A 25,741-nucleotide genomic window follows, 5' to 3' on the forward strand; every position below is an offset into this window, starting at 1 on the left:
GCGGTGAGGGTGTTGTTGCGGCCTTTGCGGTGGGTGGTGCCGATGGGGTGGATGGGTGGGAGGTAGACGACGTCGAAGCCCATGGCGGCGATGGCATCGAGGCGGTGGGTGGCGGTGCGCAGGGTGCCGTGGGGGTGCCTGGGGGTGCCTTCGGAGCGGGGGAAGAACTCGTACCAGGAGCCGTAGAGGGCGCGTTCGCGTTCCACGAGGAGGGGGAGCGGGTCGGAGGCGGTGACCAGGTCCCGCAGCGGGTGGCGGGCCAGGACCTCGTCCACCTCCACCGCCAGCGCCGCCCCCAGCCGTTCCCGCAGCGGGAGCGAGCCGTCGTCCAGGGCCCGGGCGGCGGCCAGCACCAGGGCCCGGTCGGGTCCCTCCGGCACCCCTGCGGCGGCCCGCGCGTACAGCTCCGCGCCCTCCTCCAGGACCAGCCCGGTGTCGATGCCCGCCGGGATCTTGATGCCCGCGGTGCGCCGCCAGGTGCCCACGGGATCGCTCCAGCCCTCCACGTGGTAGGTCCAGTGGCCCATCGCGTCCGGGGTGACGTCCGCGCCCCAGCGGTCCGTACCGGGGGCGAGTTCACGCATCGGCGTCCACGGACCACGCCGGCCCAGCGGGTCGCACAGCACCACGTTGGCGCCGAGGGCGTCATGGCCTTCGCGGAAGACGGTCGCGGAGACCTGGAACGTCTCCCCGACGACCGCTTTCGCCGGGTGCCTGCCGCACTCCACGGCCGGCCGGACGTCGCGTACCGGGATGCGGCCGATGGCCGGAGTCGCATTCATGGGTCTCACCTCCGCCGTGCGTGAAGCCGGGCCCGGGGCCCGGCGGTGGATCCGAAGAACGGGAGAACCTCAGTGCCCCGCCACCTGGGAACGCCGCCTCGCCGGGGGCGCCCGTCTGACTCCGCCGTTGTGCCGCGGACGTGCGCCCTGCTCCCGCGGCTCATCGCCCGGGCCGCCGCGCAGCCGGCGTTCGGCGGCGTTCGCGGCCTCCCGGGCGCAGCGCTTCCCCATGAGCACGCAGAGGGTGTGGCCCGAGTCCTCGAACATGGCCCGCACCGCTCGGTCGGACGGCGCCGCGAGCATCGCGCGTTCCCACGCCCGGTACCGCCGCAACTGCCTGGCCACCTCGGCCTCAGCGGGTAGCAGCATGGCCCTGTTCACCCTCCACGCTCTCGACTGGGCGCGTCTCCCGACGGTCGGGTGGACTCCGGGCACGGTGCGGCACGGGTCCGTTACGGCGATCGAGGCATTTCACTCATGGTGCACGTATGAGCACTCAGCGTCTTGTTGGTTCTTCAACCACCCGGATGTGCTCGTGTTGCACGAATGGCGTAGTGCAGCCACTGTGGATCTGACTCAGAAGCGACCAGCGCTCGACGCTCCGTGACCGGGGCCATGCCCATGGGGGGCGGTGACGAGCGGTAAGTTTCGCCGGCGAGGGAGCAAGCGACGATGAAGACCGCAGTGCCCTGCTACTACCACCTCGACGTGGAAGTCAGCCCCGAGCGTGTGGGGCAGGTCAGCCGGATCCTGGCCGCCCATCTCCGCCACTGGGACCTGGAAAGCCTGGTGGCCCCCGTCCGCAGCGGCGTGGAACTGCTGCTGCGTGCCATCGACGAACACGCCACGGACAAGCGCGCGTCGATCGAGCTGTGGTGGAACGGCCAGCACCTCATCACCGCCGTCGGTGACGACGACCGTGATCTGCGGCCCGACCAGGATCTGCGGGCCTGTCTGGCCCGCATCGCGGCGATGAGCGACGGCTGGGGGTGCTGTGCGTCGGAGACCGGCAGCAAGATCATCTGGTTCTCGCAGCGCGCCCGCGCGGGCGAACGCGTCCCGCTGGTCCCGATCGCCCCGGAACCCAGCCTGCGCCAGGTGCGCCAGGTGCCGCGGCTCGTGCCCGTCGCCGCCCTGGCCACCCCGGCGGCGGTCGCCGCGCAGGCCGCCCTTGAGGGCGCCCGGTGACGGCGAAGCGTTCCCGGAACGGGGTGCCCGTGTGGAGCGGGCACCCCTACCCGTTGGGTGCCGCCTTCGACGGGCAGGGCACCAACTTCGCCCTCTTCAGCGAGGTCGCCGAACGTGTCGACCTCGTCCTGGTCGACGACGCGGGCGCCGAGACCCCCGTTCCGCTGACCGAGGTCGACGGGTTCGTGTGGCACGGCCATGTGCCCGGGGTCGGTCCCGGCCGGCGCTACGGCTACCGCGTGCACGGACCCTGGGACCCGGGCCTCGGCCACCGGTGCAACCCGGCGAAGCTGCTCCTCGACCCGTACGCACGCGCCGTCGACGGGCAGATCGACAACCACCCCTCGCTCTACGAACGCGCCCCCTCCGGCCCGGCCCCCGCCGACAGCACCGGGCACTCCATGCTGGGTGTGGTGACCGACCCGTACTTCGACTGGGGTGAGGACCGCCCACCCGGACGGCCGTACGCGGAGACCGTCATCTACGAGGCACACGTACGCGGACTGACCCGCACACACCCGGACGTCCCGGAACGGCTGCGCGGCACCTACGCGGCGCTCGCGCACCCGTCGGTTCTCGAGCACCTGACCTCGCTGGGCGTGACCGCCGTCGAGCTGATGCCGGTGCACCAGTTCGTGCACGACGGTGTGCTCCAGGATCGCGGACTGTCCAACTACTGGGGCTACAACACGATCGGCTACTTCGCGCCGCACAACGCGTACGCCGCCTTCGGCACCCGCGGTCAGCAGGTCAACGAGTTCAAGGCGATGGTGAAGGCGCTGCACGCGGCCGGGCTCGAAGTGATCCTCGACGTGGTCTACAACCACACCGCCGAGGGCAACGAGCGCGGCCCCACGCTCTCCTTCCGCGGCATCGACAACGCCTCGTACTACCGCCTCGTGGACGGCGACTGGGCGCACTACTACGACACCACCGGCACCGGCAACAGCCTGCTGATGCGGCACCCCTACGTGCTCCAGCTGATCATGGACTCGCTGCGGTACTGGGTCACCGAGATGCACGTCGACGGCTTCCGCTTCGACCTCGCGGCGACCCTGGCCCGGCAGTTCCACGAGGTGGACCGGCTGTCGGCGTTCTTCGACCTGATCCAGCAGGACCCGGTGATCAGCAGGGTGAAGCTCATCGCCGAGCCCTGGGACCTGGGGGAGGGCGGTTATCAGGTCGGCAACTTCCCGCCGCTGTGGTCGGAGTGGAACGGCAAGTACCGGGACACCGTACGGGACTTCTGGCGGGCCGAGCCGGGCTCGCTCGGGGAGTTCGCCTCCCGGCTCACCGGCTCCTCCGACCTGTACGCGCACAGCAGGCGCCGCCCCCGGGCCAGCGTCAACTTCGTGACCGCGCACGACGGTTTCACCCTGCGCGACCTCGTCTCGTACAACGAGAAGCACAACGACGCCAACGGCGAGGGCAACCGGGACGGCGAGAGCGTCAACCGCTCCTGGAACTGCGGCGTCGAGGGGGACACCGACGACCCCGCCGTCCTCGGCCTGCGCGCCCGCCAGCAGCGCAACTTCCTGGCCACGCTGCTGCTGTCACAGGGCATTCCGATGCTGTGCCACGGCGACGAACTCGGCCGCACCCAGCGCGGCAACAACAACGCCTACTGCCAGGACAGCGAGGTCTCCTGGACCGACTGGCGGCTCACCGGCGCACAACGCAGCCTGGCGGACTTCACCCGGTACGTCATCGGCCTGCGCGCCGCCCACCCCGTCCTGCGCCGGCGCCGCTTCTTCCGCGGCGAGACGGCCACCCACGCCGGGCAACCGCTGCCCGATCTGGTGTGGCTGCTGCCCGACGCACGCGAGATGACCGACCGGGACTGGCAGCGCTCGGACGCGTACTCGGTCGGCGTGTTCCTCAACGGCGACGCCATCGCCGAACACGACCCCTACGGGCGCCGGGTGATCGACGACTCGTTCCTGCTGCTGCTCAACAGCTACTGGGAACCGGTCGGCTTCCGCCTGCCCGACCGCACCTACGGCGAGCGCTGGACCACCCTGGTCGACACCGCGGAGCCCGACGGGATCCCCGATGAACGAGAGCACAAGGCGAACACCGGACTACGGGTAGAGGCCCGCAGCCTGATCCTCCTGTCCAGACCCTCCCGCACCCCCACCGCCTGACCCCCACCCCGCCAGCCCACACCCCCGGGTCAAGGGCGCCCCGTCAGGGGCGCGGGGAACTGCGCGACCAACCACGACGGGCCCGCGGCCGTACTGCGGGGCTGATGCCCCCGTTTCGGGGCGCGGGGAACTGCGCAACCAACCCCGGCACACCCGCAGCCGGACAAAAACCCACGCCACCCCCCACCCCACCTGCCCCCCAAAGCGGAGCGCACCGTCATCGCTCACGCCGCGAAGTCACCGTGAACTGCGCACCGTCCGGATCCCGCAAGATCGCCTCGGCCGCGCCCTCGCGCAGCACGCTGCCCCCGTTCCGCTCCGCGTCCCGGCAGCAGGCCGCCACGTCGGTCACGAAGAAGTGGATCTGCCAGTGCGGGCGGACCGTGGGATCGGGCGCGGCCTCCACCGCGCCCGAGTCGATGCGCGCCACGACCGTACCCTGGCTGCGCAGGACGACCTCGCCGCCGTCGTACTCCACCTCGCAGCAGCCGGAGCGGTCCGCGGCCCAGTCGAGGATCTCGCCGTAGAAGAGGGCCGCGTCGAACGCGTTGCGGGTGTGCAGCCGGATGAAGGTCGGTGCCGCCAGGCGCCAGGACTCCCAGTTGGAGACCAGGTCGCCCTCCCAGATCCCGAAGGTCGCGCCGTCCCGGTCCGCGAGCAGTGCCGCCCGCCCCGGCGGCAGGGACAGCGGCCCGACCGCGGCCGTACCGCCGCGCTCCCGGGTCCGGCTCGCGGCCACGTCCGCGTCCCGGACGGCGAAGTACGGCGTCCAGGCCACCGCGGTGTGCCACATGGAGGCGACCGCGGCGATCCCGGCGACCGGCACCCCGTTCACCAGCGCGATCCGGAAGTGTTCGCCGAGCCGGACGCCGCGCCACTGCCAGCCCAGCACCGCCGAGTAGAAGGCAGCCGTGGCCGACAGGTCGTGGCTGGTCAGACTCACCCAGCACGGTGCGCCGAACACGGAGCCGGTGGAGATGACGTTCTTCTTCTGCGGCCTGCCGGGGAGGGTCGTGTCATGGTTCATCGCGGTCGCGTCCTGATCTCGTGGACCGATGGACACCGGTCTGCCACCAGTGTCCAACCGGAAGCTGATCCCGTGCCTGTCGAGCACCCCCGGTGGCAGGGGGCCGGGTGGGTGACGACGATGGATGGATGGGTGACCACGAACCGGACCGGTTCCTGGAGCTGCAGGAAGAAGTAGATCAGCTGAAGGAAGCCGTCACCTCCCACGCCGTCGTGGACCAGGCGATCGGCATGGTGGTCGCGCTGGGCCGGGTCACACCCGACCAGGGATGGACCGTGCTGAAGGAGGTCTCCCAGCACACGAACATCAAACTGCGCCGGGTCGCCGAACTCATCCTCACCTGGGGGCGAACCGGAGACATGCCCGCGGAGATCGGCGCCGAGCTGGAGGAGGCGCTCGACCGGTACGGGCCGACGCAGATCCCGGGGGCACCGGCGGAGTGAGCCCCGGCCCGCGTCCGGCCCGGGCCCGCGGCCCGGTCCGGCCGGGCTCAGCCCGGCTCCGAGAGCAGTTCCTCGCGCAGCCGGTCGCAGCAGCCGCTGATCAGCCGGGAGACGTGCATCTGCGAGATGCCGAGCTGGCTGGCGATCCGGCTCTGCGTCATGCCACGGAAGAACCGCAGGTACAGGATGGTGCGCTCGCGCTCGGGCAGCGCCTGGAGGCAGGGTCGTACGGCCGCCCGGTCGACGACGAGGTCGAATCCCGGATCCGGCCCGCCGAGGGTGTCCCCGAGCCGGTGGCCGTCCACGCCGGGTGTCTCGGCGTCCAGCGACAGCGCCGAGAAGCACTCCAGGGCCTCCATGCCCGTGCGTACCTCCGCCTCCGTCAGCCGGGTGTGCTCGGCGATCTCGGCGATGGTGGGCATCCGCCCCGCCGTCGCTATTTCCTTCACGGCGCCGCGCACCCGGTTGCGCAGATCCTGCACCCGGCGCGGCACGTGCAGGGTCCACATGTGATCGCGGAAGTGGCGCTTGATCTCGCCGGTGACGGTCGGCACCGCGTACGCCTCGAAGGCCCGGCCGCGCGCCGGATCGTAGTGGTCGACGGCCTTGACCAGGCCCAGCGCCGCCACCTGGTACAGGTCCTCCAGTGCTTCACCGCGGCCGCGGAAGCGGACGGCGATCCGTTCGGCCATGGGCAGCCAGACCCGGACCAGTTCGTCGCGCAGTGCCTGGCGCTGTGGGCCCTCCGGTAGCTCCGCGAGCCGTTCGAAGTCGGCGGCGGTGTCCGGAGCGTCATCGTGCGGATGGGATTTCGCTCTGGTGGTGGTACCCGTCATGGGTGCGCACCTCCCTCGGCGTGTGCCGGATGGACGGACAGCGTGGGAGACGCGCGTTCGGACCGGTCGGAGGGTTCCGGGACGGTCTGGTGCACCGTCCCCCACGGACGTGCCTCCTGTCCGAAGCACTTCCCTGCGAATTCCCGTCACCCACCATGACCAAACAAGTCGGCCTAAAGAGTGGCAAAAGGTGCATCTCTCTTGACTTGCTCTTGGAGTTCCCGTGAGAGAAATACCTCTGTAGCAGAGGTAATCTTTCTGCGTGGAAACGGATCGCCCGGAAACGGATCGCGAGCAGGCGGACCGCGCCGCGGCAGAGGCCTTCTCCGAGGAGCTGGGCAGCGCCCTGGGCGGGATCCAGCGACTGATCCGGCGCCGGCTGCGCAGCGGCACGACCGGTCCCCGCCTCCGCGGCGCCGAGGTGGAACTGCTCCGCCTGGTCGAGACCAGGCCGGGCATCGGCATCAAGGAGGCGGCCCGGGAACTGCACCTGGCAGGAAACTCCGTGTCGACCCTCGTCAACCAGCTGGCCAAGGACGGCCACCTGGTCCGGGAGACCGACCCGTCCGACCGGCGGGCCGCGCGCCTGCGGCTCACCGAGGCGGCAGGCAGCCGGCTGCGGGACTGGCAGCGCCGCCGGGCCGCCCTGATCGACCGCCACGTCTCCCGCCTGACCGAGGCGGAACGCGACGCCCTGCGCGCCGCGCTCCCGGCCCTGCGCAGGCTGGCCGTCACCCTGCACGAGGAGGCAGAGGAAACATGACGCGCGACACCACTGCCGGCCCCGCCGAGGCCGTCACCTGCACCGGACCGGCGAGACCAGAGCGGTGGACGGGCTCGACCTGTCCGTGGGGGAGGGCGAGGTCTTCGGGCTGCTGGGCCCGAACGGCGCCGGAAAGACCACGGCGATCCGCTGCATCACCACACTCCTGCCCGTACCCGCCGGCATGGTCCGTGTCTTCGGCCACGACCCGGCCGCCGAACGGAGGCGCACCGGCCACGGACGCGCTGCCCACCCTGGAGGACGTCTTCCGGGACGTCGCGGGCAGCGGTCTCGACGACCAGCCAGGAGGTTTCCGTGATGTCCGAAGCACCCGCCGCACCGCCGGCCGTCTCGGCTGACCGTGCTCTCGACGCCGGCACCAGCCTGCTGCTGCGCCCGCCGCAGCCCCGCGCCGGCTGCTGCCCGCCCGGGTCGTCGCGATGTGCGCCGTCGAACTGCAGAAACTGGCCCACGACCGCACCGAGCTGTACACCAGGGCGATCCAGCCCGCCCTGTGGCTGCTGATCTTCGGCCAGACCTTCACCCGGATCCGGGCGATACCCACCGGCGGCATCCCCTACATCGACTACATGGCGCCCGGCATCATCGCCCAGTCCGCGATGTTCATCGCCATCTTCTACGGCATCCAGATCATCTGGGAACGGGACGCCGGCATCCTGAACAAGCTCCTGGTCACCCCGCCCCCGCGCTCGGCGCTCGTCACCGGCAAGGCGTTCGCGTCCGGAGTGAAGTCCCTGATCCAGGCCGTCGTGGTCATCGTGATCGCCGCGATCCTCGGGGTCGCACTCACCTGGAACCCGCTCAAGCTGCTCGGTGTCGCGCTGGTCGTGATCCTCGCCTCCGCCTTCTTCTCCTGCCTGTCGATGACCATCGCGGGCATCGTGCTCAGCCGGGACCGGCTGATGGGCTTCGGGCAGGCGATCACGATGCCGCTGTTCTTCGCTTCCAACGCCCTCTACCCGGTGTCCGTGATGCCCGGCTGGCTCCAGGCGGTCAGCAAGGTGAACCCGCTCAGCTACGAAGTCGACGCCCTGCGCGGCCTGCTGCTGGGCACCCCGTCGCACGTGGCCCTCGACTTCGGGGTGCTGGCCGTCGCCGGCGCCGCCGGCATCGCGGCGGCCTCGTCCCTGCTGGGCCGGCTGGCCCGCTGATCCGTCCGGCCGCGCCGATCCTGCCGACGACGTGATGTACGGCACGCGCGGCCGGGCGCCCGCAACCCGTCGCGGGGGATTCTTCCTGTCCAACGCTTGATCAGTGATCAAAGGGTGCGAATCCCCTGGCCAGTGCGCATTCCGCTCATTTGACAGTGTGCTCAGCGCACAGATAGACAGCAGCTGTCCGGGGCGGTCGAGAGGGGCGCTGTGTACGAGCCGAACGTGGTCGGTGACTGGCACGAGTACGACGAGCATGCCGGTCTGCGGGTCCGCGTCCACCGTCTGGAGGCGGTGGAGCCCCCGCACGGACGCGACGAGGCAGCCGCCGGGCTGACGTACTTCAGTGTCCGGGTGACCGTCGAGAACCGCGGCGAGCAGCACTGCTCCGTGCAGCTGGAGGACGGGCAGATCGACGTCCGGATCGGCCCCGACGGAGAGGGCGCGTTCGTCGACTGGCGGAACTCGCGGTTCATCGAGGGTTTTGACGTCTATCCGCTGCGCCGTGCCACCGCTGTCCTGTACGCGGCCGGTCAGGAGGCGTGCCTGTCGCAGGTGGACGTCCAGGTGCAGCTGCGGGTCGACGACGAGTGGACCGACCGCCGGCTGTGGACCGGCGGCATCGGTCTGGCGGAGGGACCGGCTGCGGCCCCCGTGGCCGGAGCGGCACCGGGCGGCCTGGCCCATCAGGTGAGCGTGTTCCTGCGGGACCAGGCGGAGCCGGACACGGCCTGAACACCGCACCGGCGGTCCGGTGCGGGGCGGTCAGTGCGGGATGCCGTCGATGATCTCGCGGGCGCCCTGCCGCAGCAGGGACACCGCGACCGAGGTGCCGAGCGTGGCGGGATCGAGCCGGCCGGCCCACTCGTGGGCGTTCAGCCGGGTCTTGCCGTCGGGAGTGAACACGCAGGCTCGCAGGGACAGTTCGCCGCCCCGGTCGGCGTGCGCATAACCGGCGATCGGGCTGTTGCAGTGGCCTTGCAGGACATGCAGGAACATGCGCTCCGCCGTGGCTTCACGGTAGGTGTCCGGGTCGCCGAGCGCGCTGACGGCGTCGATCAGGTCGGTGTCGTCCTCGCGGCACTGCAGGGCGAGGATGCCCGCGCCGATCGGCGGCATCATCGTCTCCGGCGACAGCACCTCGCTGATCACGTCGGACCGTCCGATCCGTTCGAGACCGGACACCGCCAGCAGCAGCGCGTCCGCCTCGCCCGCGGCGAGCTTCGCCAGCCGCCGGTTGGCGTTGCCGCGGAACGGCACGCAGTCCAGGTGCGGGTGGGCGGCGGCCAACTGGGCGACGCGGCGCACCGCGGAGGTGCCGATGCGGGTGCCCGCCGGGAGTTCGTCGAGGGTGAGACCGTCCGGGTGGACGAGGGCGTCCCGGATGTCGTCGCGCTTCAGGAACGCGGCGAACACCGTGCCCGCCGGCAGCGGCCGGTCGGCCGGCACGTCCTTGACACAGTGCACCGCGAGATCGGCCTCACCGCTCAGCAGGGCGGCGTCCACTTCCTTGGTGAACGCGCCCTTGCCCTCGACCTGGGAGAGGGCGCCGAGCCACTTGTCGCCGGTCGTCTTCACCGGTACGACCTCGGTGCGCACCTGCGGATACCGCGCCGTCAGCTCGGTGCGGACGCGTTCCACCTGCGCGAGCGCCATGGGTGAGTCACGGGAGACGATACGGATGAGTTCCGGGACGGCCATGGAGACACGATAGACCCTCCCGGCGGGCCCACAGGCCCACAGGTCCATTCGTCGCCCGGCCGGGTGGAGACGGGCACCGCGTGGAGACGTCCCGCCCGGCCGGGGCCGGGCTCCCGCCCGTGCGGGGCGCGAGCCGGCCCGGCCGGCCGGACGCTCAGGCGTTCGGGTCGAACGCGATGCCGGACGGCTTGGCCGAGGCGAGGTGCGAGGCGAAGGCGCTGTCCTTCAGGCCGAAGTTGGCGCTGCCGAAGTCGTAGGCGCTCAACTTGTCGCGCAGGCCCGCCGGGTAGCCGTTCCAGCCGACCAGCGGCGGGTACTGCCAGGTGCCCTTGTGGTTCTCCGGCGGCTCGTCGTTGGTGTTGGCCAGCCGGAAGCAGTGGGTGCTCGCACCGTCCTTGTGGTAGACGATCTTCGCGTGCGTGCCCTCGAAGCGGACGTCGGATGCCGGGTGCACGGTGAACGAACCGTGGTTGGACGTCGACACGTACTGCACCTGGCCGTTCTGCACCCACACCACGACGTGTTCCCAGTCGTGCCGGTGGCCGCCGAGGCTGATGCCGGGGATCGCCTGGTCCTTCTCGAAGTACAGGCCGTACAGGTAGGCGCACCAGCCGTTGTTGCACTTGTAGCGCGAGTACGTGTTGGTGTCGTCCAAGTCGGAGGCGTCGCGGCAGTTGCCGTTGAGGGCGCCCGTCGGGTTCAGACCGGGGTTGACGGTGCCGTCCGGGCCGATGGCGGCCGTCGAGTAGCAGCCGTCGGTGTCGTAGTCGAAGGCGGGCTGGTACGTGAACTCCGCCGCCTCGGCATTGGCGGGCAGCGCCGGCGGTGGGGCGGCGAAGGCGACGGCGGGGAAGGCGATCACGAGGGCGGCGGCACCGGCCAGCCCGGCCAGCCAGCGCCCGGGCCGGGTACGGAACGTCCGTGACGACACTGGGTCCTCCAACTGCGGTATGAAGTGGGGGAGTTCAGGATCCTGGCCACACGCTGCCTTGCCAAGACGGCCCTGGCGTCCCGGCGGTGAAGCCCCGCCCAACACTTGCCTCCCCGCACTCCCCGCACTCCCCGCACTCCCCGCACTCTCCGTGCTCCCGGCGCTCCCGTCACTCGGCGTCGCCGGGCAGGTCCGCCGCCGACTCCTCGGGCGCGAGGTCCGGCCGCAGCCGGTACCAGGAGGGCTGGCGCAGCAGTCCCGACCGGGTACGGGTGCTGTAGCCGACCTCACCGACCAGCCGGGGCAGCACCCAGCGGGCCCCGGCGATCCGCTGGACGGGGTCGAAGGGGCACACACCGGTCTCCGCGGCCCGCAGCAGCGCGGCCAGTTCCGTCCGTTCGGGGTCGCTCCAGCCGGTGCCCACCCGGCCGACGTAGCGCAGCCGCCCGGCGGCACGCTGGCCCACGAGCACCGCGCCGGGCAGGCCCGTGAGCCGCCCCTTGCCGGGCAGCCAGCCACCGACGACGACGTCCGCGGTGCGCAGGTTGCGGATCTTGATCCAGGCGCGGGACCGCACGCCCGGCTCGTACACCGAGTCCAGCCGCTTGCACACCAGCCCCTCAAGACCGTGCTCCCGGGTGGCGCGCAGCGCCTCGGCGCCGTGTCCGACGACGGCGGCCGGGGTGGACCAGTGCGGTCCGTCGAGTCCCGACTCCGTCAGCAGGCTCCGGCGCTGTGCGTACGGCAGCGCGAGCAGGGGGCGGTCCAGGTGCGGCAGGTCGAACAGCACGAGGTGGACGGGGACCTGGGCCGCCCGCCGCGCCGCCCGGGCCGGGGCGTGCGCCAGTCCCATGCGGCTCTGCAGCAACTGGAAGTCGGCGCGGCCGTGTTCGTCGAGGGCCAGCACCTCGCCGTCCAGGATCGCCGGGGTGGTGCCCAGGGCGGCGGCCAGCGGGCGCAGCTCGGGATAGGCGCCGGTGATGTCCTCGCCCGAGCGGGCGCGCAGCAGGAGGGTGCCGTCGCCGGGCAGGTAGACCATGACGCGCTGGCCGTCCTGTTTGGTCTCGTAGGCCCAGCGGGAGTCCTGGGCGGCGGGCGGCAGTCTGCCGGGAGTGGCGAGCATCGGCGGGATCACCGGAAGGGTCGCGGTCACGGCAGAAGGTGTCGACCGTGCCCGGTGCGCTCACGCGCCTTTCTCCGCCGGTTCCCCTGAACGGACCCGGTCCGGCGGAGCGCCGGAGACGGCACCGGGCAGGGCCCGTGCAGGCGGACCGCCGATCCGGGCACGGCCGGCCGTGCCGGGGCCGGCTCGGTCACCTCGGGGCCGGGAGGTCCGCGTCCTCTTCGGGCTCCTCGGCATCCAGGCCCGTGCAGGCCAGCCTGCCGTCCACCTCCGCGCACGCCTCCACGCCCCGGGCCGACGGCACCGCGAGCATCGGGCTGGTGTACCCGGCGGAGTCCGCGGCCGAATACGTCGCCGACAGCACGTCCTGGCCGGCCCGCACGGACACCTCCCGGGTGTGCGGGGAGCGCACCTGCACCTCCGACCAGGCGGTGCCGCAGGCGGGCGAGTAGCGCAGCCGGACGTCGTAGCCAAAGCCGGTCACGGCGCTCTCGGTGCGGGCGTCCCGCGCGCAGGCCGACGCGTCGGGCAGGACGCCCCGGCAGGACGCCGCGTGGCAGCCGGGAGCCGCCGCCACGTTCCGCGTGCCCGCCGGTCCGGGGCGGCCGGACATGGCGAAGGCGGCGGCCGTCGCGGCGGCCACGGCCAGCAGGGCGAACGCGGACAGCGGCAGTCGCGGCAGCCGGGTCCACGGCGGGCGCGACCGGCCGGCCGTGGCGGGTGCCGCGGGCGGCTCCGGGGCCGACGGGCCGTCGGCGGCCTCCCACAGGGCCACGACGGGTCCGGGGTCGGTGTCGGCGAGCCGGGCGAGCGCTTCGACGGCCGAGCGGGGCGGGCGCTGAACACCGGTCAGGTACCGGTGCCAGGCGGACTTGCTGTACGGGGTGCGGGCGGCCAGCGCCGCCAGGCTCAGACCCGTACGGTCCTTGAGTGCGCGCAGCCGCACCGCCAGCGGCTCGTCGTCGGAGGTGGGTCCGGGGGATGGCGGCTGCCGCATGGTGCGTTCCTCGACTCCCTTGCCGCTATGGGCGGTTCGCCCCTGTTGTCGCAATGGCTTCCCGGACGGGGCCCGGCCCAACCGGTGGTGGAGCAGGAGAACGGTGAGGCCGCGACAGGTCGAAGGCCCGTTCGGGAACGTGCGGTTCCCGAACGGGCCTTGGGGGTCAGGGCCTACGCCGGACCGGACGCGTCAGCACCACGGCACCGCGCCGCGGACCCGCACATAGCGGGCGGAGACGAAGCCCTTGTGGTGCGCCAGCCGGTACCAGGTGCGGGTGCCGAACACCCGCGAACCGTGCGTCCGGCAGATGAGCCGCACGAGCCGGTTGCCGTGGCGGTGGCCGACGACGCGGTAGCCGGTGCCCGGGCCGGAGCGGACGTTCAGCCGGACGTGGTGCGTGATCACGCGTCCCGTGACGGTGGTGCGGCGCGTGATCTTGTGCCTGTGGGCGGCCGGGCCCCGCCGGTGGGTGGCGCGGTGCTTCGCCGGCGTGTGCCGGGTGGGGGCGGGCAGCGGTGCGGGGAGCGCGTACTGGGGGGCTGCTGCGGTGGGCGCGGGGAGTGGTGCGGTCTGGCCCGCCTCGGCGGCAGAGGCCGCCGCGGGCAGGAGCGCGAGCGCCGCGACCGTGGCCAGCAGGCCGTTCTTCACGGTCCGTCGGATCATGGAAACCTCCGGGCATTCGTTCTCGTGACCACGAGGCGTGATCACGACAGCCAGCGTTTCCGCGGCGAGGGGCCGGAAAGCCGTTCCCGCGTCCCGCGGGACACCCGGAACGTGCCCGGGACGGACCGCCCGCCGGCGGCCTGCCTCCGGCGGGTCCGCCGCCCCCGTGGACGGGGTCGGACGGACAGGGTCAAATTACTTGAGTTACGCAACGATATGCTAAAGTGGCTGACATGTCCTCGAAACCGCCGCCCCTCCCTCCGGCCGCCTCTGCGGAGGTCGTCGAGATCGAGCGCGCGCTCTCCCGCATCACCTACCTGAGCACCCGGACCCGGCAGCACGACCGGATGATGGCGATGGCCGGGGTGCCGCTGGACCGTGCCGCGGTGGCGCTGCTGCGGCAGATCGCCGACTCCGAGCCGCTGCGGCCGGGGGAACTGGCCCAGCGGCTGGGCGTCGAGGCATCCCATGTGACGCGTACGGTGCAGCAACTGCAGAGGTTCGGATACGTCAGCCGGGTCCCCGACCCGGAGGACCGCAGGGCGCAGCGGATCGAGCTGACCGACGCGGGCCGGGAGGCCATCGGGCGGGTCCGGGACGCCGGGGCGCGGGGCATGCAGCTCGCCCTGTCCGACTGGAAGCCCGAGGATCTGCGGCAGCTGGCGACCCTCTTCCACCGCATGGTCGACGACTTCCTCGCCCGCTCCCGCGAGGACGAGCCCGGCCGGGAGAGCGGCCGCCCGTCGGCCCCGGCCTGAGCGGGCCGTCGCTTCCCGGCGCCCGCCGCAGCCCTGGGCGGCGGCCCGCAGGACTCGCCGGCTGCCCTGGACCGGCGGCATCGCCCGCACCGCGGAGGGCGACCGGGGAACCGGACCGACAGATGACCAGGGGGACGACCAGTGGGACGACCGAAGGGACGACGATGACCGATCGAGTGCGCGCCGGTGACACCATCGAGGACTTTGCGCTGCCGGACGAAACCGGCACGGTGCGGCGACTGTCCGACCTGCTCGCCGACGGGCCGGTGGTGCTGTTCTTCTATCCGGCGGCCCTGACGGCCGGCTGCACCGCGGAGGCCTGCCACTTCCGTGACCTGGCCGCCGAATTCGCCGCGGTCGGCGCGCGGCCGGTGGGCATCAGCGGCGACTCCGTCGAACGCCAGCAGGAATTCGCCGGACACCACACCCTCGGCATGCCGCTGCTCGCCGACACCGACGGCGCGGTCCGCGAGCGATTCGGCGTCCTGCGCGGCTTCACACTGGCCCCCACCCGGCGGGTCACCTTCGTCATCGCCCCGGACCGCACCGTCGTCGAGGTGGTCCGCAGCGAACTGCGCATGAACACCCATGCCGACCGTGCCCTGGCCGCGCTGCGCGCCCGCCAGGAGTGAGGCCGTCCCGCCCCGCGTTTGATGCGCGGGGACGATGGGATCATCCTGGGGCATATGGAGCATCTCGCGGCCACGGCGGTGGTCGACGCCCTCGGGACGGTGACAGGGTGGAGCGAGGGTGCGCAGAAGCTGACCGGTCATCCGGCTGAGGAGATCGTGGGCAGACCCGCCGTCCGGCTGCTTGCCGAGGAGATACCGCCCGGGACCGTCGAGGCACAGACCGGGGTCGTCGCCCTCCGCCACCTCGACGGCCACCGCGTCGAGGTGGTCCTCACCGCCTGTCCCGTACTCGGCCCGGCCGGGCAGCCCGTCGGGTTCGTGATCACCGCCGACCCTCCCGAGCCGGCCGGTCCGAGCATGGCCGAGCGCGCTTTCCAGCAGGCGTCCATGTCGATGTCGGTCTTCGACACCCGGCAGCACTACCTCCGCCTCAACGACGAGGCGTGCAAATACCTCGGCCTGCCCGAGGAAGCACTGCTCGGCCGGTACTACGCGGACAGCATGCAGGAGTCCGGGTACGACCGCGGCTTCCTGCGCCATCTGCGCGAGGTCGCCGAGACCGGCGAACCGGTCCGCTTCGAGACCTTCGAAAGCCCGCCCGGCCGGGCGGCGCAGCAGGCATGGAACATCCAGATGTGGCCCCTCACGGACGGCGAGGGCGAGCCGACCGGTGTCGCGCTGGCCGCGTTCGACAACAGCGAGGAGTACTGGGCACGGCGGCGGCTGGCCCTGCTCAACGAGGCCGCGACCCGCATCGGCACCAGCCTGGACGTCGTCCGCACCGCCGAGGAACTGGTGGAACTCCTGGTCCCGCAGTTCGCCGACTTCGCCAGCGTGGACCTGCTCGACTGGGTGCTCGGCACGGACCAGCAGCCGCCCGCGATGCCGCGCGGCGCATTCGTGCTGCGCCGCGTCGCGCACACCTCCATCTCGAAAGGCACCCCCGAGGCCGTGGTCCAGCCCGGCGAGCAGGACCCCTGCCCGGAGGACTGTCCGCCGGCCCGCGCGCTCCGCGAGGGCCGGGTGGTGTTCAGCGAGGAGGGCGAGCCGGACCTGGTCCGCTGGCTCGAAGAACGCAACGCGCGTTCCCCCGAGCGCAGCGGCTACCGCCAGGGCGTCCACTCCATGCTCGCGGTGCCGCTGCGGGCGCGCGGCACCGCCCTCGGCGTCGTGGTCGCCGTGCGCCGGCGGCACCCGAGGAACTTCGGCGGCGACGACGCCGCGTTCGGGGAGGAACTGGCGAGCCGCGCCGCCGTCTGCATCGACAACGCCCGCCGCTTCGCCCGCGAACGCAGCACGGCCCTCGCCCTCCAGCACAGCCTGCTGCCCAGCGGCCTGCCCGCCCAGGCGGCGGTCGACGTGGCCCACCGCTATCTGCCCTGCGGGTCGCTGGCCGGCATCGGCGGCGACTGGTTCGACGTGATCCCGCTCTCCGGCAGCCGGGTCGCCCTGGTCGTCGGCGACGTGGTGGGCCACGGCATCCAGTCCTCGGCCAACATGGGCCGGCTGCGTACGGCGGTACGGACCCTGGCCGACGTGGACCTGCCCCCGGACGAACTGCTGACCCACCTGGACGACCTGCTCACCCACCTCGCGGCGGACGAGGACGACGACCAGGCCCCCGAACTGACCGCGACCTGCCTGTACGCCGTCTACGACCCCGTCTCGCGCCGCATGTCGCTGGCCGCTGCGGGCCACCCGGCACCGGCAGTCCTGCGGCCCGGAGCCGAAGCGGAACTCGTGCAGATGACGGCGGGCCCGCCGTTGGGCGTCGGCGGCCTGCCGTTCGAGTCGACGGAACTCGAACTGCCCGAGGGGTCGGTCATCGCCCTCTACACCGACGGCCTCGTGGAGAACCGCGACCTCGACGTGGACCGGGGGACGAGGGAGATGCTGCAGGCCCTGAACACTCCTGCGGACTCGCTCGACACCCTTTGCGACACCCTGGTGAAAGCGCCCCTCGACGAACAGCCCAGCGACGACGTGGCCCTGCTGCTGGCCCGTACCCGGGCACTCGGCGCCGACCGCGTGGCCACCTGGGACGTGCCGCCCGACCCCGCGCATGTGGCCATCGCCCGGCAGGCGGTGACCGGCCAACTGGCCGTCTGGGGTCTCCAGGAAGCCGCCTACGTCACCGAGCTGGTCGTCAGCGAACTCGTCACCAACGCGATCCGCTACGGCGAGCCGCCCATCCGGCTGCGGTTGATCCGTGACCGTGCGCTCATCTGCGAGGTCTCCGACGGCAGCTCCACCTCGCCGCACCTGCGTCGCGCGCACGCCTTCGACGAGGGCGGCCGGGGACTCCTGCTGGTGGCCCAGCTCACCCAGCGCTGGGGCAGCAGGCAGACGGCCGGCGGCAAGACGATCTGGGCGGAACAGCCGCTGCCCGAGGAATGATCAGCGGACCGGGCCGGCGTCCGCGGCGGCGACCTGGGCGAGGGTCCGTCCGGTGCGGACCGAGCGGGCCCGGCGCGGGTCCGGGGTGCCGTGCCCGGCCGAGCGGCCGGGGCCCATCCGGACCAGCAGCCAGGCGTACTCCCCGGCACGGCCCCGGAACCGGGTCAGGGCGTACTCGCCCCGCAGCTTGGCGCCGTACAACCGGAACGTGGCGTGTCCGTCGGCCAGCGACCTGGCGAAGTCGACCGGCCTCCCGGCGTGGTCGTGACTGAGCGGTTCGTACGTCCCCCGGTCCCAGACGATCACCGTCCCGCCCCCGTACTCGCCGCGCGGGATCACCCCCTCGAAGTACTCGTACTCCAGCGGATGGTCCTCGGTCGGCACGGCCAGCCGTCTGTCCCCCGGATCGGTGGACGGGCCCCTCGGCACCGACCAGGACTTCAGCACGTCGCCGACCTGGAGCCGGAAATCGAAGTGCAGCCGGCGCGCGTCGTGGATCTGCACCACGAACCGGGGTCCGCCCGCCGCGCGGGCCGCAGCACCCGACGGCTCACGCGTGCGCCGGAAGTCCCGCTTGCCGCGGTATGTCCGCAGCCGGTCGTCGGTACCCACGTGCGTCTCCCTCCGTACGGCCGTCCCGCGACCCGGGTACCCCGCCCGGCCCGGTCGACGCGCCGGGCGGACGGGCCCAGCTGGGCGGCCCGCCGGGCCGGGGCCGACCGCGGAGGCCCGTGGCGATCCTGCGTGCCCGCGCCAACCGGGGACGCCCCGCAGCAGCAGATCCGGGAGCAGCAGCCGGGCGGCGGCTCAGAACTCCTCGTGGGTCTCGGGGTCCCCGCCCAGGCGCCGGTGCACGCGGTCCGAGAGCGCGGACATCTGGGCGTCGTCCAGCTCGAAGCCGAACACGTCGAGGTTGTCGCGCTGCCGGCCCGGGTCGGCCGACTTCGGGATGGGCACCGCGCCCAGCTGGACGTGCCAGCGCAGCACCGCCCGGGCGGGCGTCACCCCGAGCGCATCGGCGACCGACACCACGGCCGGGTCCGTGAGCAGCAGCCCCCCGTCCCGGCCCAGCGGGCTCCAGCTCTCCGTGACGATGCCCTTGCCCGCGTGGAACGCGCGCAACTCGTCCTGCGGGAAGAGGGGATGCAACTCGATCTGGTTGACGGACGGCAGCACGCCCGTCTGCTCCTCCAACTGCCCGATGTGCCCGGGAGTGAAGTTGGAGACCCCGATGGAACGCACGAGACCGTCCTCGCGCAGCTTGATCATCGCCCGCCACGAGTCGACGTACCTGCCGACGCGGGGGAGCGGCCAGTGGATCAGGTACAGGTCCACGTACTCCACCCCCAGCCGCCGCCGGGACTCCTCGAAGGACGTCAGGGTCTCCTCGTAGCCGTGGTGGCGGCCGGGGAGCTTCGTGGTCACCACGATCTCCTCCCGGGGCACGCCGCTGCTTGCGATACCCCGGCCGACCCCGGTCTCGTTCCGGTAGTTCGCCGCGGTGTCGACCAGGCGGTAACCGGCCGACAGCGCCTCGCGCACCGCCGGTTCGGCCTGCGCGTCGCTCATCGGCCAGGTGCCCAGGCCGACGCCGGGCAGCGCCGTACCGTCGTTGAGCGTGTGCGTCGGAATACTGATCACGATGGGACCTCTCCTCGGCTCTGTCCTGCTCCCAGCGTCACGGATAGGGTGAGCGGTGATCAACCCGACGGGCGGGACGGTGCCATGACGGCGGACAGGGACACGGGACGGCGGGCACAGCCGGTGGCCGGGGTCGAGGTGCGGCCGGTCGCCGGGCACATCGGTGCCGAGATCACGGGTGTCGACCTGGCCGGCGGCCTCGACGACGCGGTGGTCGCCCTGATCCGGGCGGCGGTGCTGCGCTGGAAGGTGGTGTTCTTCCGCGGGCAGCGCCTGGACCACGCCGGTCACGTCGCCTTCGCCCGCCGCTTCGGCGAGCCGGTCGTCCCCGGGCGGCGCGGCAGCGCCTCGCCGGCGGACCATCCGGCGGTGGAGACCACCGCCGACCGGCTGGAACTGGGCGGCCGGTACGGCATGGAGCGCGAGGAGTGGCTGGAGCGCCGCCGGCACACCCTGCTGCGCGGCTGGCACTGCGACCACGGCGCGCGGATCGACCCGCCCGCCGCGACGATCCTGCGGGCCGAGACCGTCCCGCCGTACGGGGGCGACACCACCTGGTCCAACCTGGCCGCCGCCTACGCCGGGCTGTCCGCACCGGTGCGGGCGTTCGCGGACGGCCTGCGCGCCGAGCACCGGCTCGGCGTCGGCTACCAGTCCCGGCCGGGTGACGACGCCTATCAGCGTCATCTGCTGGACCATCAGGTGGCCTCCGTGCACCCGCTGGTGCGGGTCCATCCGGAGACGGGCGAGCGGGTGCTCTCCGTCAACGGCTACTACCTGGAGCGGATCGTGGACGTCTCCCGGCCGGAGAGCGCCGCCCTGCTGGAGCTGCTGCTCGCCCAGGCGGTCCGGCCCGAGTACACGGTCCGCTTCCGCTGGGAGCCGGGCAGCGTGGCGTTCTGGGACAACCGGGCCACCATCCACCTGGCGCCGTCCGACAACGCCCACCTGGACTTCCCGCGGACCATGCACCGGGTCATGCTCGCCGGTGACGTGCCGGTGGGCGTGGACGGCAGGCCGTCCGAGCCGGTCACCGGCACCCAGGCAGGCCGCTGGTGAGTCGGGCGGCGGCCTGCGGTCCGAGCACCGGGCCCAGCAGGGTCGCCCGTCCGGTGCGGATCTGCACGTAGTCCTCGTGCCCGACCGCGCCGGGCTGCTTCCACCTGGTCGTAGCGGTCCGGCGGGACCGCGCGGTCCGCTCAGTCCACGTCGGGCGGTACCCGGGTGGCCTGGTGGTAGTACATGCGGAAGCCCGCGTCCCCGGGGCCCTTGCGCCAGATCGAACTGTGCCTGGTCCGGCGCTCGCCGAGCACGGCCTCGAACGTCAGGTGCACCAGGCCGGGCGCGAGCCGCACCCCGGAGATCTCCCCGGGCTCGTAGCGCGGGCCGTCCGGCGAAGCGCCCGGCAGGGCCGGCAGTTCGGCGAGTGTCGACGCGTAGGTCCAGCGCCGTCCGGACGCGCCCACCTCCACGAACTCCGGGTCGAGCAGCCGCGCGGCACGCTCCCGCGAGGCTCGCACCCGGGGATCCATCAGTTGCAGTTCGCCGGCTATCGCCTGGCGCACCTCGTCCGTCGTGTCGTCCATGGCCGCATTCTCGTCCAGCCCGTGAGGGTTAGGGGTGTCCCGCAGGCCCGCCTTGACCTGCGGATAGGGAAAACCCTCGAATGTCGGGGCCGTAGTGACATGGCTGGGTCAAAGCTGAAATCCTCCCCTCGCCCCGCGCGAAGTCCCCTGGTCCCTTCGTGACCACGGTCGCGCACAGCTCAGCTCTCCCCCGGACAGCACATCCCGTCTGCCCGGTCTGTCACCGGCCGCGAACAGGCGGCCGCAGCAGGAGGAGTACGAGTGAGACCCCTTCCCCACAGACGGTCCACGGTCGGAGCCGCTCTGGTCTCCGCCGCCGCGTTCCTCGCCGTCGGCATGCAGTCCGTCCCGGTGTCCGCCCAGCCCGCCGCCCCACACCCCGGCGGCCTGCGCACGGGCGCCCTGGAGACCAGGCTCAGCCCGGCCCAGCGCACCGCACTGATCAAGGACGCCCAGGACGGGACCGCCGGGACGGCCCGCACCCTCGGCCTCGGTGCCAAGGAGAAACTGGTCGTCAAGGACGTCGTCAAGGACAACGACGGCACCGTGCACACCCGTTACGAGCGCACCTACGACGGCCTCCCCGTCCTCGGCGGCGACCTCGTCGTACACACCCCGCCGGCCTCGCTGGCCGCCGGCACCGTGAGCGCCACCTTCAACACCAAGCGCACCATCGCGGTCGCCTCCACCACACCGGCCTTCACCAAGTCCGCCGCCGAGACGAAGGCGCTCAAGGCCGCCCGCTCCTTCGACGCGCAGCAGCCCAGCACGGACAGCGCCCGCAAGGTGATCTGGGCCGGCAGCGGCACCCCGAAGCTGGCCTGGGAGACGGTGATCGGCGGCTTCCAGGACGATGGCACGCCCAGCCGGCTGCACGTCATCACCGACGCCACGACCGGCCAGGAACTCAACCGGTACCAGGCGATCAAGACCGGCACCGGCAACACCCAGTACAGCGGCACCGTCTCGCTGAACACCACGCTGTCCGGTTCGTCGTACCAGCTGTACGACACCACCCGCGGCGGTCACAAGACCTACAGCCTCAACGGCGGCTCCTCCGGCACCGGCACCCTGATGACCGACGCCGACGACGTCTGGGGCACCGGGTCCGGCTCCAACACCCAGACCGCGGGCGCCGACGCCGCCTACGGCGCCCAGGAGACGTGGGACTTCTACAAGAGCACCTTCGGCCGCAACGGCATCGAGAACAACGGTGTGGGCGCCTACTCCCGCGTCCACTACAGCTCCAACTACGTCAACGCCTTCTGGGACGACAGCTGCTTCTGCATGACCTACGGCGACGGCTCCGGCAACACCCACGCCCTGACCTCGCTGGACGTGGCCGGGCACGAGATGAGCCACGGCGTCACCTCGGCCACCGCGAACCTCACGTACTCGGGTGAGTCCGGCGGCCTGAACGAGGCGACCTCCGACATCTTCGCCACGGGCGTGGAGTTCTACGCGGGCAACGCCAGCGATGTCGGCGACTACCTCATCGGCGAGAAGATCAACATCAACGGCGACGGCAGCCCGCTGCGCTACATGGACAAGCCCAGCAAGGACGGCGGTTCCAAGGACAGCTGGTACTCGGGCATCGGCGGCCTCGACGTGCACTACTCCTCGGGCCCGGCCAACCACATGTTCTACCTGCTGTCCGAGGGCAGCGGCACCAAGACCATCAACGGCGTCACGTACAACAGCCCGACCTCCGACGGCGTCGCCGTCACCGGCATCGGCCGGGCCGCGGCCCTGCAGATCTGGTACAAGGCGCTGACCACGTACATGACGTCCTCCACCAACTACGCCGCGGCCCGCACCGCCGCCCTGAACGCGGCCACCGCCCTCTACGGCGCCAACTCCGTCCAGTACGCCGGGGTGGGCAACGCCTTCGCCGGCATCGGCGTGGGCAGCCACATCACCCCGCCCGCCAACGGCGTCACGGTGACCAACCCGGGCAACCAGTCGTCCACCGTGGGCACCGCCGTGAACCTGCAGATCTCGGCGAGCAGCAGTAACGCCGGAGCCCTCACGTACTCCGCGGCCGGCCTGCCGGCCGGCCTGTCGATCAACAGCTCGACCGGCTTGGTCTCCGGCACGCCCACGACGGCGGGCGGCAACAGCACCACCGTCACCGTCAAGGACTCCACGGGCGCCACCGGCACGGCCTCCTTCACCTGGACCGTGAACTCCGGCGGCGGCGGCAACTGCACCTCGGCCCAACTGCTCGGCAACCCCGGCTTCGAGTCGGGCAGCACCGCCTGGGCCGCCACCAGCGGCGTGATCACCAACGACACCCGGCAGGCCGCGCACACCGGCTCCTACAAGGCATGGCTGAGCGGTTACGGCAGCACGCACACCGACACCCTGTCCCAGTCGGTGACCGTCCCGGCCGGCTGCAAGGCGTCGTTCACCTTCTACCTGCACGTCGACACCGACGAGACCGACAGCACGCAGTACGACACGCTGACGGTGACCGCCGGTTCGACCACCCTGGCGACGTACTCGAACCTCGACGCCGCCTCCGGCTACAGCCAGAAGACCTTCGACCTGTCCTCCTTCGCGGGCTCGACGGTCACCCTGAAGTTCTCCGGAGTCGAGGACCCCGCCCTCCAGACCAGCTTCGTGGTGGACGACACCGCCGTCACGACCAGCTGACCCAGCGCGCACCGGCGCACCGCAACGGGCGTCCCGCACGCGGAACCACTGCGCGTGCGGGACGCCCGTCGCGTCAACTGAGCGGGTCCAGCGTGAGGTACGCCTCCTGCGGGGCGCCGTCGTGCACCAGGGACTCCTGGTTCCCGACGTCGTCGAAGGCGAACGCGTACGCCTTGCCGTCGGCCATCTGTCCGTGGATGACACGGGCGTAGTGGTTGGTCACCGCGTCCCGGTAGAAGCCGGCCGGGTTGTTGTCCGGCTGGTTCGCACTGGTCAGCAGCGTGGAGCGGTTGAACCCCGCGCAGAGCGTGCGGGAGATCGGTCCGCGCACCGCGTCATTGGGCGCGTCCAGCAGCTTGTGGCAGCCGAACACGCTGTCCGCGTCCGGTTTCTGGAAGCTCGTCACCACCGCGCCCGAGCCGTCGGTGAAGTTCATGACACCGCCCGAGACCCGGCCGTAGTACTTGGTGTCCGGCTGGTCGCCGAAGGGCGTGACCGTGAGCGTCTGCGTGCTGTACCTGTCCCAGACCCGGTTCACGTAGTCGTCCATGGCGGACGCCGGCAGTGCCCCGGTCTCCAGGCCGTGCCCGGGTGAGAGCGCCCGCAGCACCGTGCCGTCGGAGCGGTTCTGGATCAGGCCGCCCCAGCCGCCCGACTGCGCGCGCAGCGCGCTGAACGCCGCGCCGTAGCCGCCCGGCTTGAGGTGTCCGGTGGTGCCCGTGCTCCCGTCCGCCCGCCGTACGCCGACCGAGTACGGCACGGAGAACATGTCGACCTGGGTGCTGTTCAGCCACAGCCCCGCGTCGCCCAGCGTGTACTCGGACCAGTTGAAGAGGATGTCCCGGTTGGGGTCGCCGGGATTCTGCACCGCCGGCTGCACCAGCCCGCCGGTGGTCAGCTTGAACACCAGTTTCTGGCCGTAGGAGAAGTAGATCCGGCCGGAGAACTTGGGGATCCGGATCGTCTTCGACTGTCCCGCGGCGGGGCCGGGGATGGCCGCGTCGGGGGCCGGAGTGGGCGGATTGCCGCCGGCGGGCCACGCGTGGAACGTACCGTTCGCGTCGGCCCAGCCCTGCTGCCCGGTGGACAGCTGGGTGCCGATGTCGTAGAGGTACACCGGGTCGCCGCGGCCGGAGTCGTTGGTCACCGTGAGGGCGATCGTGTCCGGCACCGCGGCGTCGGCCGGGTCCGGTGCGCCGAGTGCGAGCAGCGCGCCGGTCAGGGCGGTCGCGGCCGTCAGGGGCAGCGCGCGGCGTGTGAGTCGTATGAGCACTCTCCACCTCCGTGTGGGGGTCGGGGCCGTACGGACCGTGGTCCGTACCTGTCTGAGAGCGCTCTCAGCGTTCCGTCAAGACGCGTGCATGTCAATGTGATGGACGGAGCCCGTGGGGTGCCCGTGGCGGCACGGGCACCCCACGGCGCGGTGTCAGAAGGTGCGCTCCAGCAGGTCGAGCAGCGCGCTCCAGTGCCGCTCGTACGCCTCCTGGTCGTAGGCCGGGGTGTCGGCCTGCGTGTACCCGTGGTGGGCGCCCGGGTAGACCTCGCACCGGTGTCGCACGCCCGCGGCGGTGAGGGCGTCCTCCAGCCGCTGGATCTGCTCCGGCGGCAGCGAGGCGTCCTGGTCGGCGTGGCCGAAGTACACCTCGGCGGTGATGCGTCCGGCGACCAGGTGCGGGCTGTCCGGCTCCTCGATGGCGAGGTGTCCGCCGTGGAACCCGGCGGCAGCCGCGACCCGGTCCGGGTGGGTGCCCGCGGTGAGCAGCGACAGCCGGGCGCCCAGGCAGTAGCCGGTCGTCGCGACCGGACCGCCGGCCACCAGCGGGCTGTCGGCGAGGAAACGCAGCCAGGCGCCCGCGTCACGCATCGCGAGTTCGGGCGTCAGCGCCATCATGACCGGCATGATCTGCTGCCAGATGTTCGGGTGGGCGGCCGGGTCGATGAACTCGGGCAGGTCGAACACGGGCACCCGCCCGTTGCGGTAGAACACGTTCGGCAGCAGGACCGTGTAGCCGGCCCCGGCCAGCCGGTCGGCCATCGACTGCAGATGCGGGCGCAGCCCGAACGCGTCCTGGTAGAACAGGACGGCCGGACGGGGACGCCCGTCACCGGGATGGACGAGGTAGGCGTCGGCGATACCGTCCTCGGTCGGGATCTCCACGGTGGTTCCCTGTACGGCGGTCATGGCGTGCTGCCTCTCTGCGGAGGGCCGTCGGGGAGCGGACGTGCCCTCGGCGGCAGGTGTACGGGCCATGCTGTCACGCAGGATCCGGGCTGCGCACCGGGTCCTTGTGTCCCACAG

The 25,741-nt window shown here is 72.1% G+C and carries 25 protein-coding genes and 2 pseudogenes; 13 read left to right on the plus strand and 14 right to left on the minus strand.

Going from position 1 to position 25,741, the window contains the following annotated elements; all coding sequences use genetic code 11:
* A partial coding sequence (locus ACFYPJ_RS24025) for a maltotransferase domain-containing protein (RefSeq protein ID WP_389020701.1) occupies positions 1 to 782 on the minus strand: 782 nt, incomplete at its 3' end.
* A 69-nt stretch (positions 783 to 851) separates the two neighbouring features.
* A complete protein-coding gene (locus ACFYPJ_RS24030) occupies positions 852 to 1,151 on the minus strand; it encodes a DUF5133 domain-containing protein (protein WP_389020704.1) in 300 nt (99 codons plus the stop codon).
* Positions 1,152 to 1,454: 303 nt separating this feature from the next.
* Between ACFYPJ_RS24030 and ACFYPJ_RS24035 the strand changes: the two genes are divergently transcribed.
* Together ACFYPJ_RS24035 and glgX are read left to right on the plus strand one after the other, a co-directional pair.
* The gene (locus ACFYPJ_RS24035; protein WP_389020707.1) at positions 1,455 to 1,970 is read left to right on the plus strand and encodes a pep a2; all 516 of its coding nucleotides are present in this window, start codon (positions 1,455 to 1,457) and stop codon (positions 1,968 to 1,970) included.
* Complete coding sequence (gene glgX / locus ACFYPJ_RS24040; protein WP_389020710.1) at positions 1,967 to 4,114, plus strand: glycogen debranching protein GlgX; 2,148 nt, start codon at positions 1,967 to 1,969, stop codon at positions 4,112 to 4,114. Before ACFYPJ_RS24035 ends, glgX begins: the two co-directional genes overlap by 4 nt.
* A 217-nt stretch (positions 4,115 to 4,331) precedes the next feature.
* Here glgX and ACFYPJ_RS24045 read toward each other — a convergent pair whose 3' ends face one another.
* Positions 4,332 to 5,141, minus strand: coding sequence for a VOC family protein (locus ACFYPJ_RS24045; protein WP_389020713.1), 810 nt, complete (start codon positions 5,139 to 5,141; stop codon positions 4,332 to 4,334).
* A 128-nt stretch (positions 5,142 to 5,269) separates the two neighbouring features.
* On the opposite strand from ACFYPJ_RS24045, the gene ACFYPJ_RS24050 reads away from it, so the two are divergent.
* Positions 5,270 to 5,584 carry an ANTAR domain-containing protein gene (locus ACFYPJ_RS24050; protein ID WP_389020716.1) on the plus strand — a complete coding sequence of 105 codons (315 nt, stop codon included), beginning with the start codon at positions 5,270 to 5,272 and terminating at the stop codon, positions 5,582 to 5,584.
* Between the two features lie 47 nt (positions 5,585 to 5,631).
* Here ACFYPJ_RS24050 and ACFYPJ_RS24055 read toward each other — a convergent pair whose 3' ends face one another.
* Positions 5,632 to 6,420 carry an RNA polymerase sigma factor SigF gene (locus tag ACFYPJ_RS24055; RefSeq protein ID WP_389020719.1) on the minus strand — a complete coding sequence of 263 codons (789 nt, stop codon included), beginning with the start codon at positions 6,418 to 6,420 and terminating at the stop codon, positions 5,632 to 5,634.
* A gap of 262 nt (positions 6,421 to 6,682) precedes the next feature.
* Between ACFYPJ_RS24055 and ACFYPJ_RS24060 the strand changes: the two genes are divergently transcribed.
* The 5 genes and pseudogenes from ACFYPJ_RS24060 (at position 6,683) to ACFYPJ_RS24080 (ending at position 9,090) form a co-directional block, all read left to right on the plus strand.
* Positions 6,683 to 7,183 carry a MarR family winged helix-turn-helix transcriptional regulator gene (locus ACFYPJ_RS24060; RefSeq protein WP_389020722.1) on the plus strand — a complete coding sequence of 167 codons (501 nt, stop codon included), beginning with the start codon at positions 6,683 to 6,685 and terminating at the stop codon, positions 7,181 to 7,183.
* Positions 7,184 to 7,212: 29 nt separating this feature from the next.
* A pseudogene (locus tag ACFYPJ_RS24065) lies at positions 7,213 to 7,406 on the plus strand (ATP-binding cassette domain-containing protein); the annotation flags it as partial.
* The gene (locus ACFYPJ_RS24070) at positions 7,375 to 7,542 is read left to right on the plus strand and encodes a hypothetical protein (protein WP_389021202.1); all 168 of its coding nucleotides are present in this window, start codon (positions 7,375 to 7,377) and stop codon (positions 7,540 to 7,542) included. The pseudogene ACFYPJ_RS24065 and the gene ACFYPJ_RS24070, both read left to right, overlap by 32 nt.
* Positions 7,502 to 8,355, plus strand: a pseudogene (locus ACFYPJ_RS24075) (ABC transporter permease). Before ACFYPJ_RS24070 ends, ACFYPJ_RS24075 begins: the two are co-directional and overlap by 41 nt.
* Before the next feature lie 210 nt (positions 8,356 to 8,565).
* The gene (locus tag ACFYPJ_RS24080) at positions 8,566 to 9,090 is read left to right on the plus strand and encodes a hypothetical protein (RefSeq protein ID WP_389020725.1); all 525 of its coding nucleotides are present in this window, start codon (positions 8,566 to 8,568) and stop codon (positions 9,088 to 9,090) included.
* Positions 9,091 to 9,120: 30 nt separating this feature from the next.
* On the opposite strand, the gene hemC is transcribed toward ACFYPJ_RS24080, so the two are convergent.
* The 5 genes from hemC to ACFYPJ_RS24105 all read right to left on the minus strand — a co-directional run bounded on the left by hemC (position 9,121) and on the right by ACFYPJ_RS24105 (position 13,773).
* The gene (gene hemC / locus ACFYPJ_RS24085) at positions 9,121 to 10,056 is read right to left on the minus strand and encodes a hydroxymethylbilane synthase (protein ID WP_389020728.1); all 936 of its coding nucleotides are present in this window, start codon (positions 10,054 to 10,056) and stop codon (positions 9,121 to 9,123) included.
* 154 nt (positions 10,057 to 10,210) lie between these two features.
* Entirely contained in the window at positions 10,211 to 10,987 is a 777-nt protein-coding gene (locus tag ACFYPJ_RS24090; RefSeq protein WP_389020730.1) for an NPP1 family protein, read from the minus strand.
* A gap of 169 nt (positions 10,988 to 11,156) precedes the next feature.
* Entirely contained in the window at positions 11,157 to 12,110 is a 954-nt protein-coding gene (locus ACFYPJ_RS24095) for an ATP-dependent DNA ligase (RefSeq protein WP_389021175.1), read from the minus strand.
* Positions 12,111 to 12,300: 190 nt separating this feature from the next.
* Positions 12,301 to 13,107, minus strand: coding sequence for a DUF2690 domain-containing protein (locus tag ACFYPJ_RS24100; protein ID WP_389020733.1), 807 nt, complete (start codon positions 13,105 to 13,107; stop codon positions 12,301 to 12,303).
* Positions 13,108 to 13,299: 192 nt separating this feature from the next.
* Complete coding sequence (locus ACFYPJ_RS24105) at positions 13,300 to 13,773, minus strand: SH3 domain-containing protein (RefSeq protein ID WP_389020736.1); 474 nt, start codon at positions 13,771 to 13,773, stop codon at positions 13,300 to 13,302.
* 233 nt (positions 13,774 to 14,006) lie between these two features.
* On the opposite strand from ACFYPJ_RS24105, the gene ACFYPJ_RS24110 reads away from it, so the two are divergent.
* The 3 genes from ACFYPJ_RS24110 (at position 14,007) to ACFYPJ_RS24120 (ending at position 17,560) form a co-directional block, all read left to right on the plus strand.
* Positions 14,007 to 14,531: a MarR family winged helix-turn-helix transcriptional regulator gene (locus ACFYPJ_RS24110; RefSeq protein ID WP_389020739.1), complete on the plus strand. Its 525-nt coding sequence runs from the start codon at positions 14,007 to 14,009 to the stop codon at positions 14,529 to 14,531.
* 164 nt (positions 14,532 to 14,695) lie between these two features.
* Complete coding sequence (locus ACFYPJ_RS24115; RefSeq protein ID WP_389020742.1) at positions 14,696 to 15,163, plus strand: peroxiredoxin; 468 nt, start codon at positions 14,696 to 14,698, stop codon at positions 15,161 to 15,163.
* Positions 15,164 to 15,217: 54 nt separating this feature from the next.
* Complete coding sequence (locus ACFYPJ_RS24120) at positions 15,218 to 17,560, plus strand: SpoIIE family protein phosphatase (RefSeq protein ID WP_389020744.1); 2,343 nt, start codon at positions 15,218 to 15,220, stop codon at positions 17,558 to 17,560.
* On the opposite strand, the gene ACFYPJ_RS24125 is transcribed toward ACFYPJ_RS24120, so the two are convergent.
* Together ACFYPJ_RS24125 and ACFYPJ_RS24130 are read right to left on the minus strand one after the other, a co-directional pair.
* Positions 17,561 to 18,172: a DNA polymerase ligase N-terminal domain-containing protein gene (locus tag ACFYPJ_RS24125; RefSeq protein WP_389020746.1), complete on the minus strand. Its 612-nt coding sequence runs from the start codon at positions 18,170 to 18,172 to the stop codon at positions 17,561 to 17,563. It lies immediately after the preceding gene.
* A gap of 195 nt (positions 18,173 to 18,367) precedes the next feature.
* The gene (locus ACFYPJ_RS24130) at positions 18,368 to 19,201 is read right to left on the minus strand and encodes an aldo/keto reductase (RefSeq protein ID WP_389020749.1); all 834 of its coding nucleotides are present in this window, start codon (positions 19,199 to 19,201) and stop codon (positions 18,368 to 18,370) included.
* An 84-nt stretch (positions 19,202 to 19,285) separates the two neighbouring features.
* Here ACFYPJ_RS24130 and ACFYPJ_RS24135 point away from each other — a divergent pair, with 84 nt between their 5' ends.
* Positions 19,286 to 20,260 carry a TauD/TfdA dioxygenase family protein gene (locus ACFYPJ_RS24135; RefSeq protein WP_389020751.1) on the plus strand — a complete coding sequence of 325 codons (975 nt, stop codon included), beginning with the start codon at positions 19,286 to 19,288 and terminating at the stop codon, positions 20,258 to 20,260.
* Between the two features lie 140 nt (positions 20,261 to 20,400).
* Here ACFYPJ_RS24135 and ACFYPJ_RS24140 read toward each other — a convergent pair whose 3' ends face one another.
* Positions 20,401 to 20,787, minus strand: coding sequence for a DUF4440 domain-containing protein (locus ACFYPJ_RS24140; RefSeq protein WP_389020754.1), 387 nt, complete (start codon positions 20,785 to 20,787; stop codon positions 20,401 to 20,403).
* Positions 20,788 to 21,048: 261 nt separating this feature from the next.
* On the opposite strand from ACFYPJ_RS24140, the gene ACFYPJ_RS24145 reads away from it, so the two are divergent.
* Complete coding sequence (locus tag ACFYPJ_RS24145) at positions 21,049 to 23,442, plus strand: M4 family metallopeptidase (RefSeq protein WP_389020756.1); 2,394 nt, start codon at positions 21,049 to 21,051, stop codon at positions 23,440 to 23,442.
* Positions 23,443 to 23,515: 73 nt separating this feature from the next.
* On the opposite strand, the gene ACFYPJ_RS24150 is transcribed toward ACFYPJ_RS24145, so the two are convergent.
* Both ACFYPJ_RS24150 and ACFYPJ_RS24155 read right to left on the minus strand, forming a co-directional pair.
* On the minus strand, positions 23,516 to 24,715 hold the full coding sequence (locus ACFYPJ_RS24150; protein ID WP_389020759.1) for a glycoside hydrolase family 64 protein: 1,200 nt from the start codon (positions 24,713 to 24,715) through the stop codon (positions 23,516 to 23,518).
* Between the two features lie 153 nt (positions 24,716 to 24,868).
* Positions 24,869 to 25,624 (minus strand): dienelactone hydrolase family protein, encoded by a 756-nt coding sequence (locus ACFYPJ_RS24155; RefSeq protein ID WP_389020761.1) that lies wholly within the window; start codon positions 25,622 to 25,624, stop codon positions 24,869 to 24,871.
* Between the last annotated feature and the right edge of the window lie 117 nt (positions 25,625 to 25,741).

This window comes from Streptomyces sp. NPDC006012, assembly GCF_042871185.1.
Classification (GTDB): Bacteria; Actinomycetota; Actinomycetes; order Streptomycetales; family Streptomycetaceae; genus Streptomyces.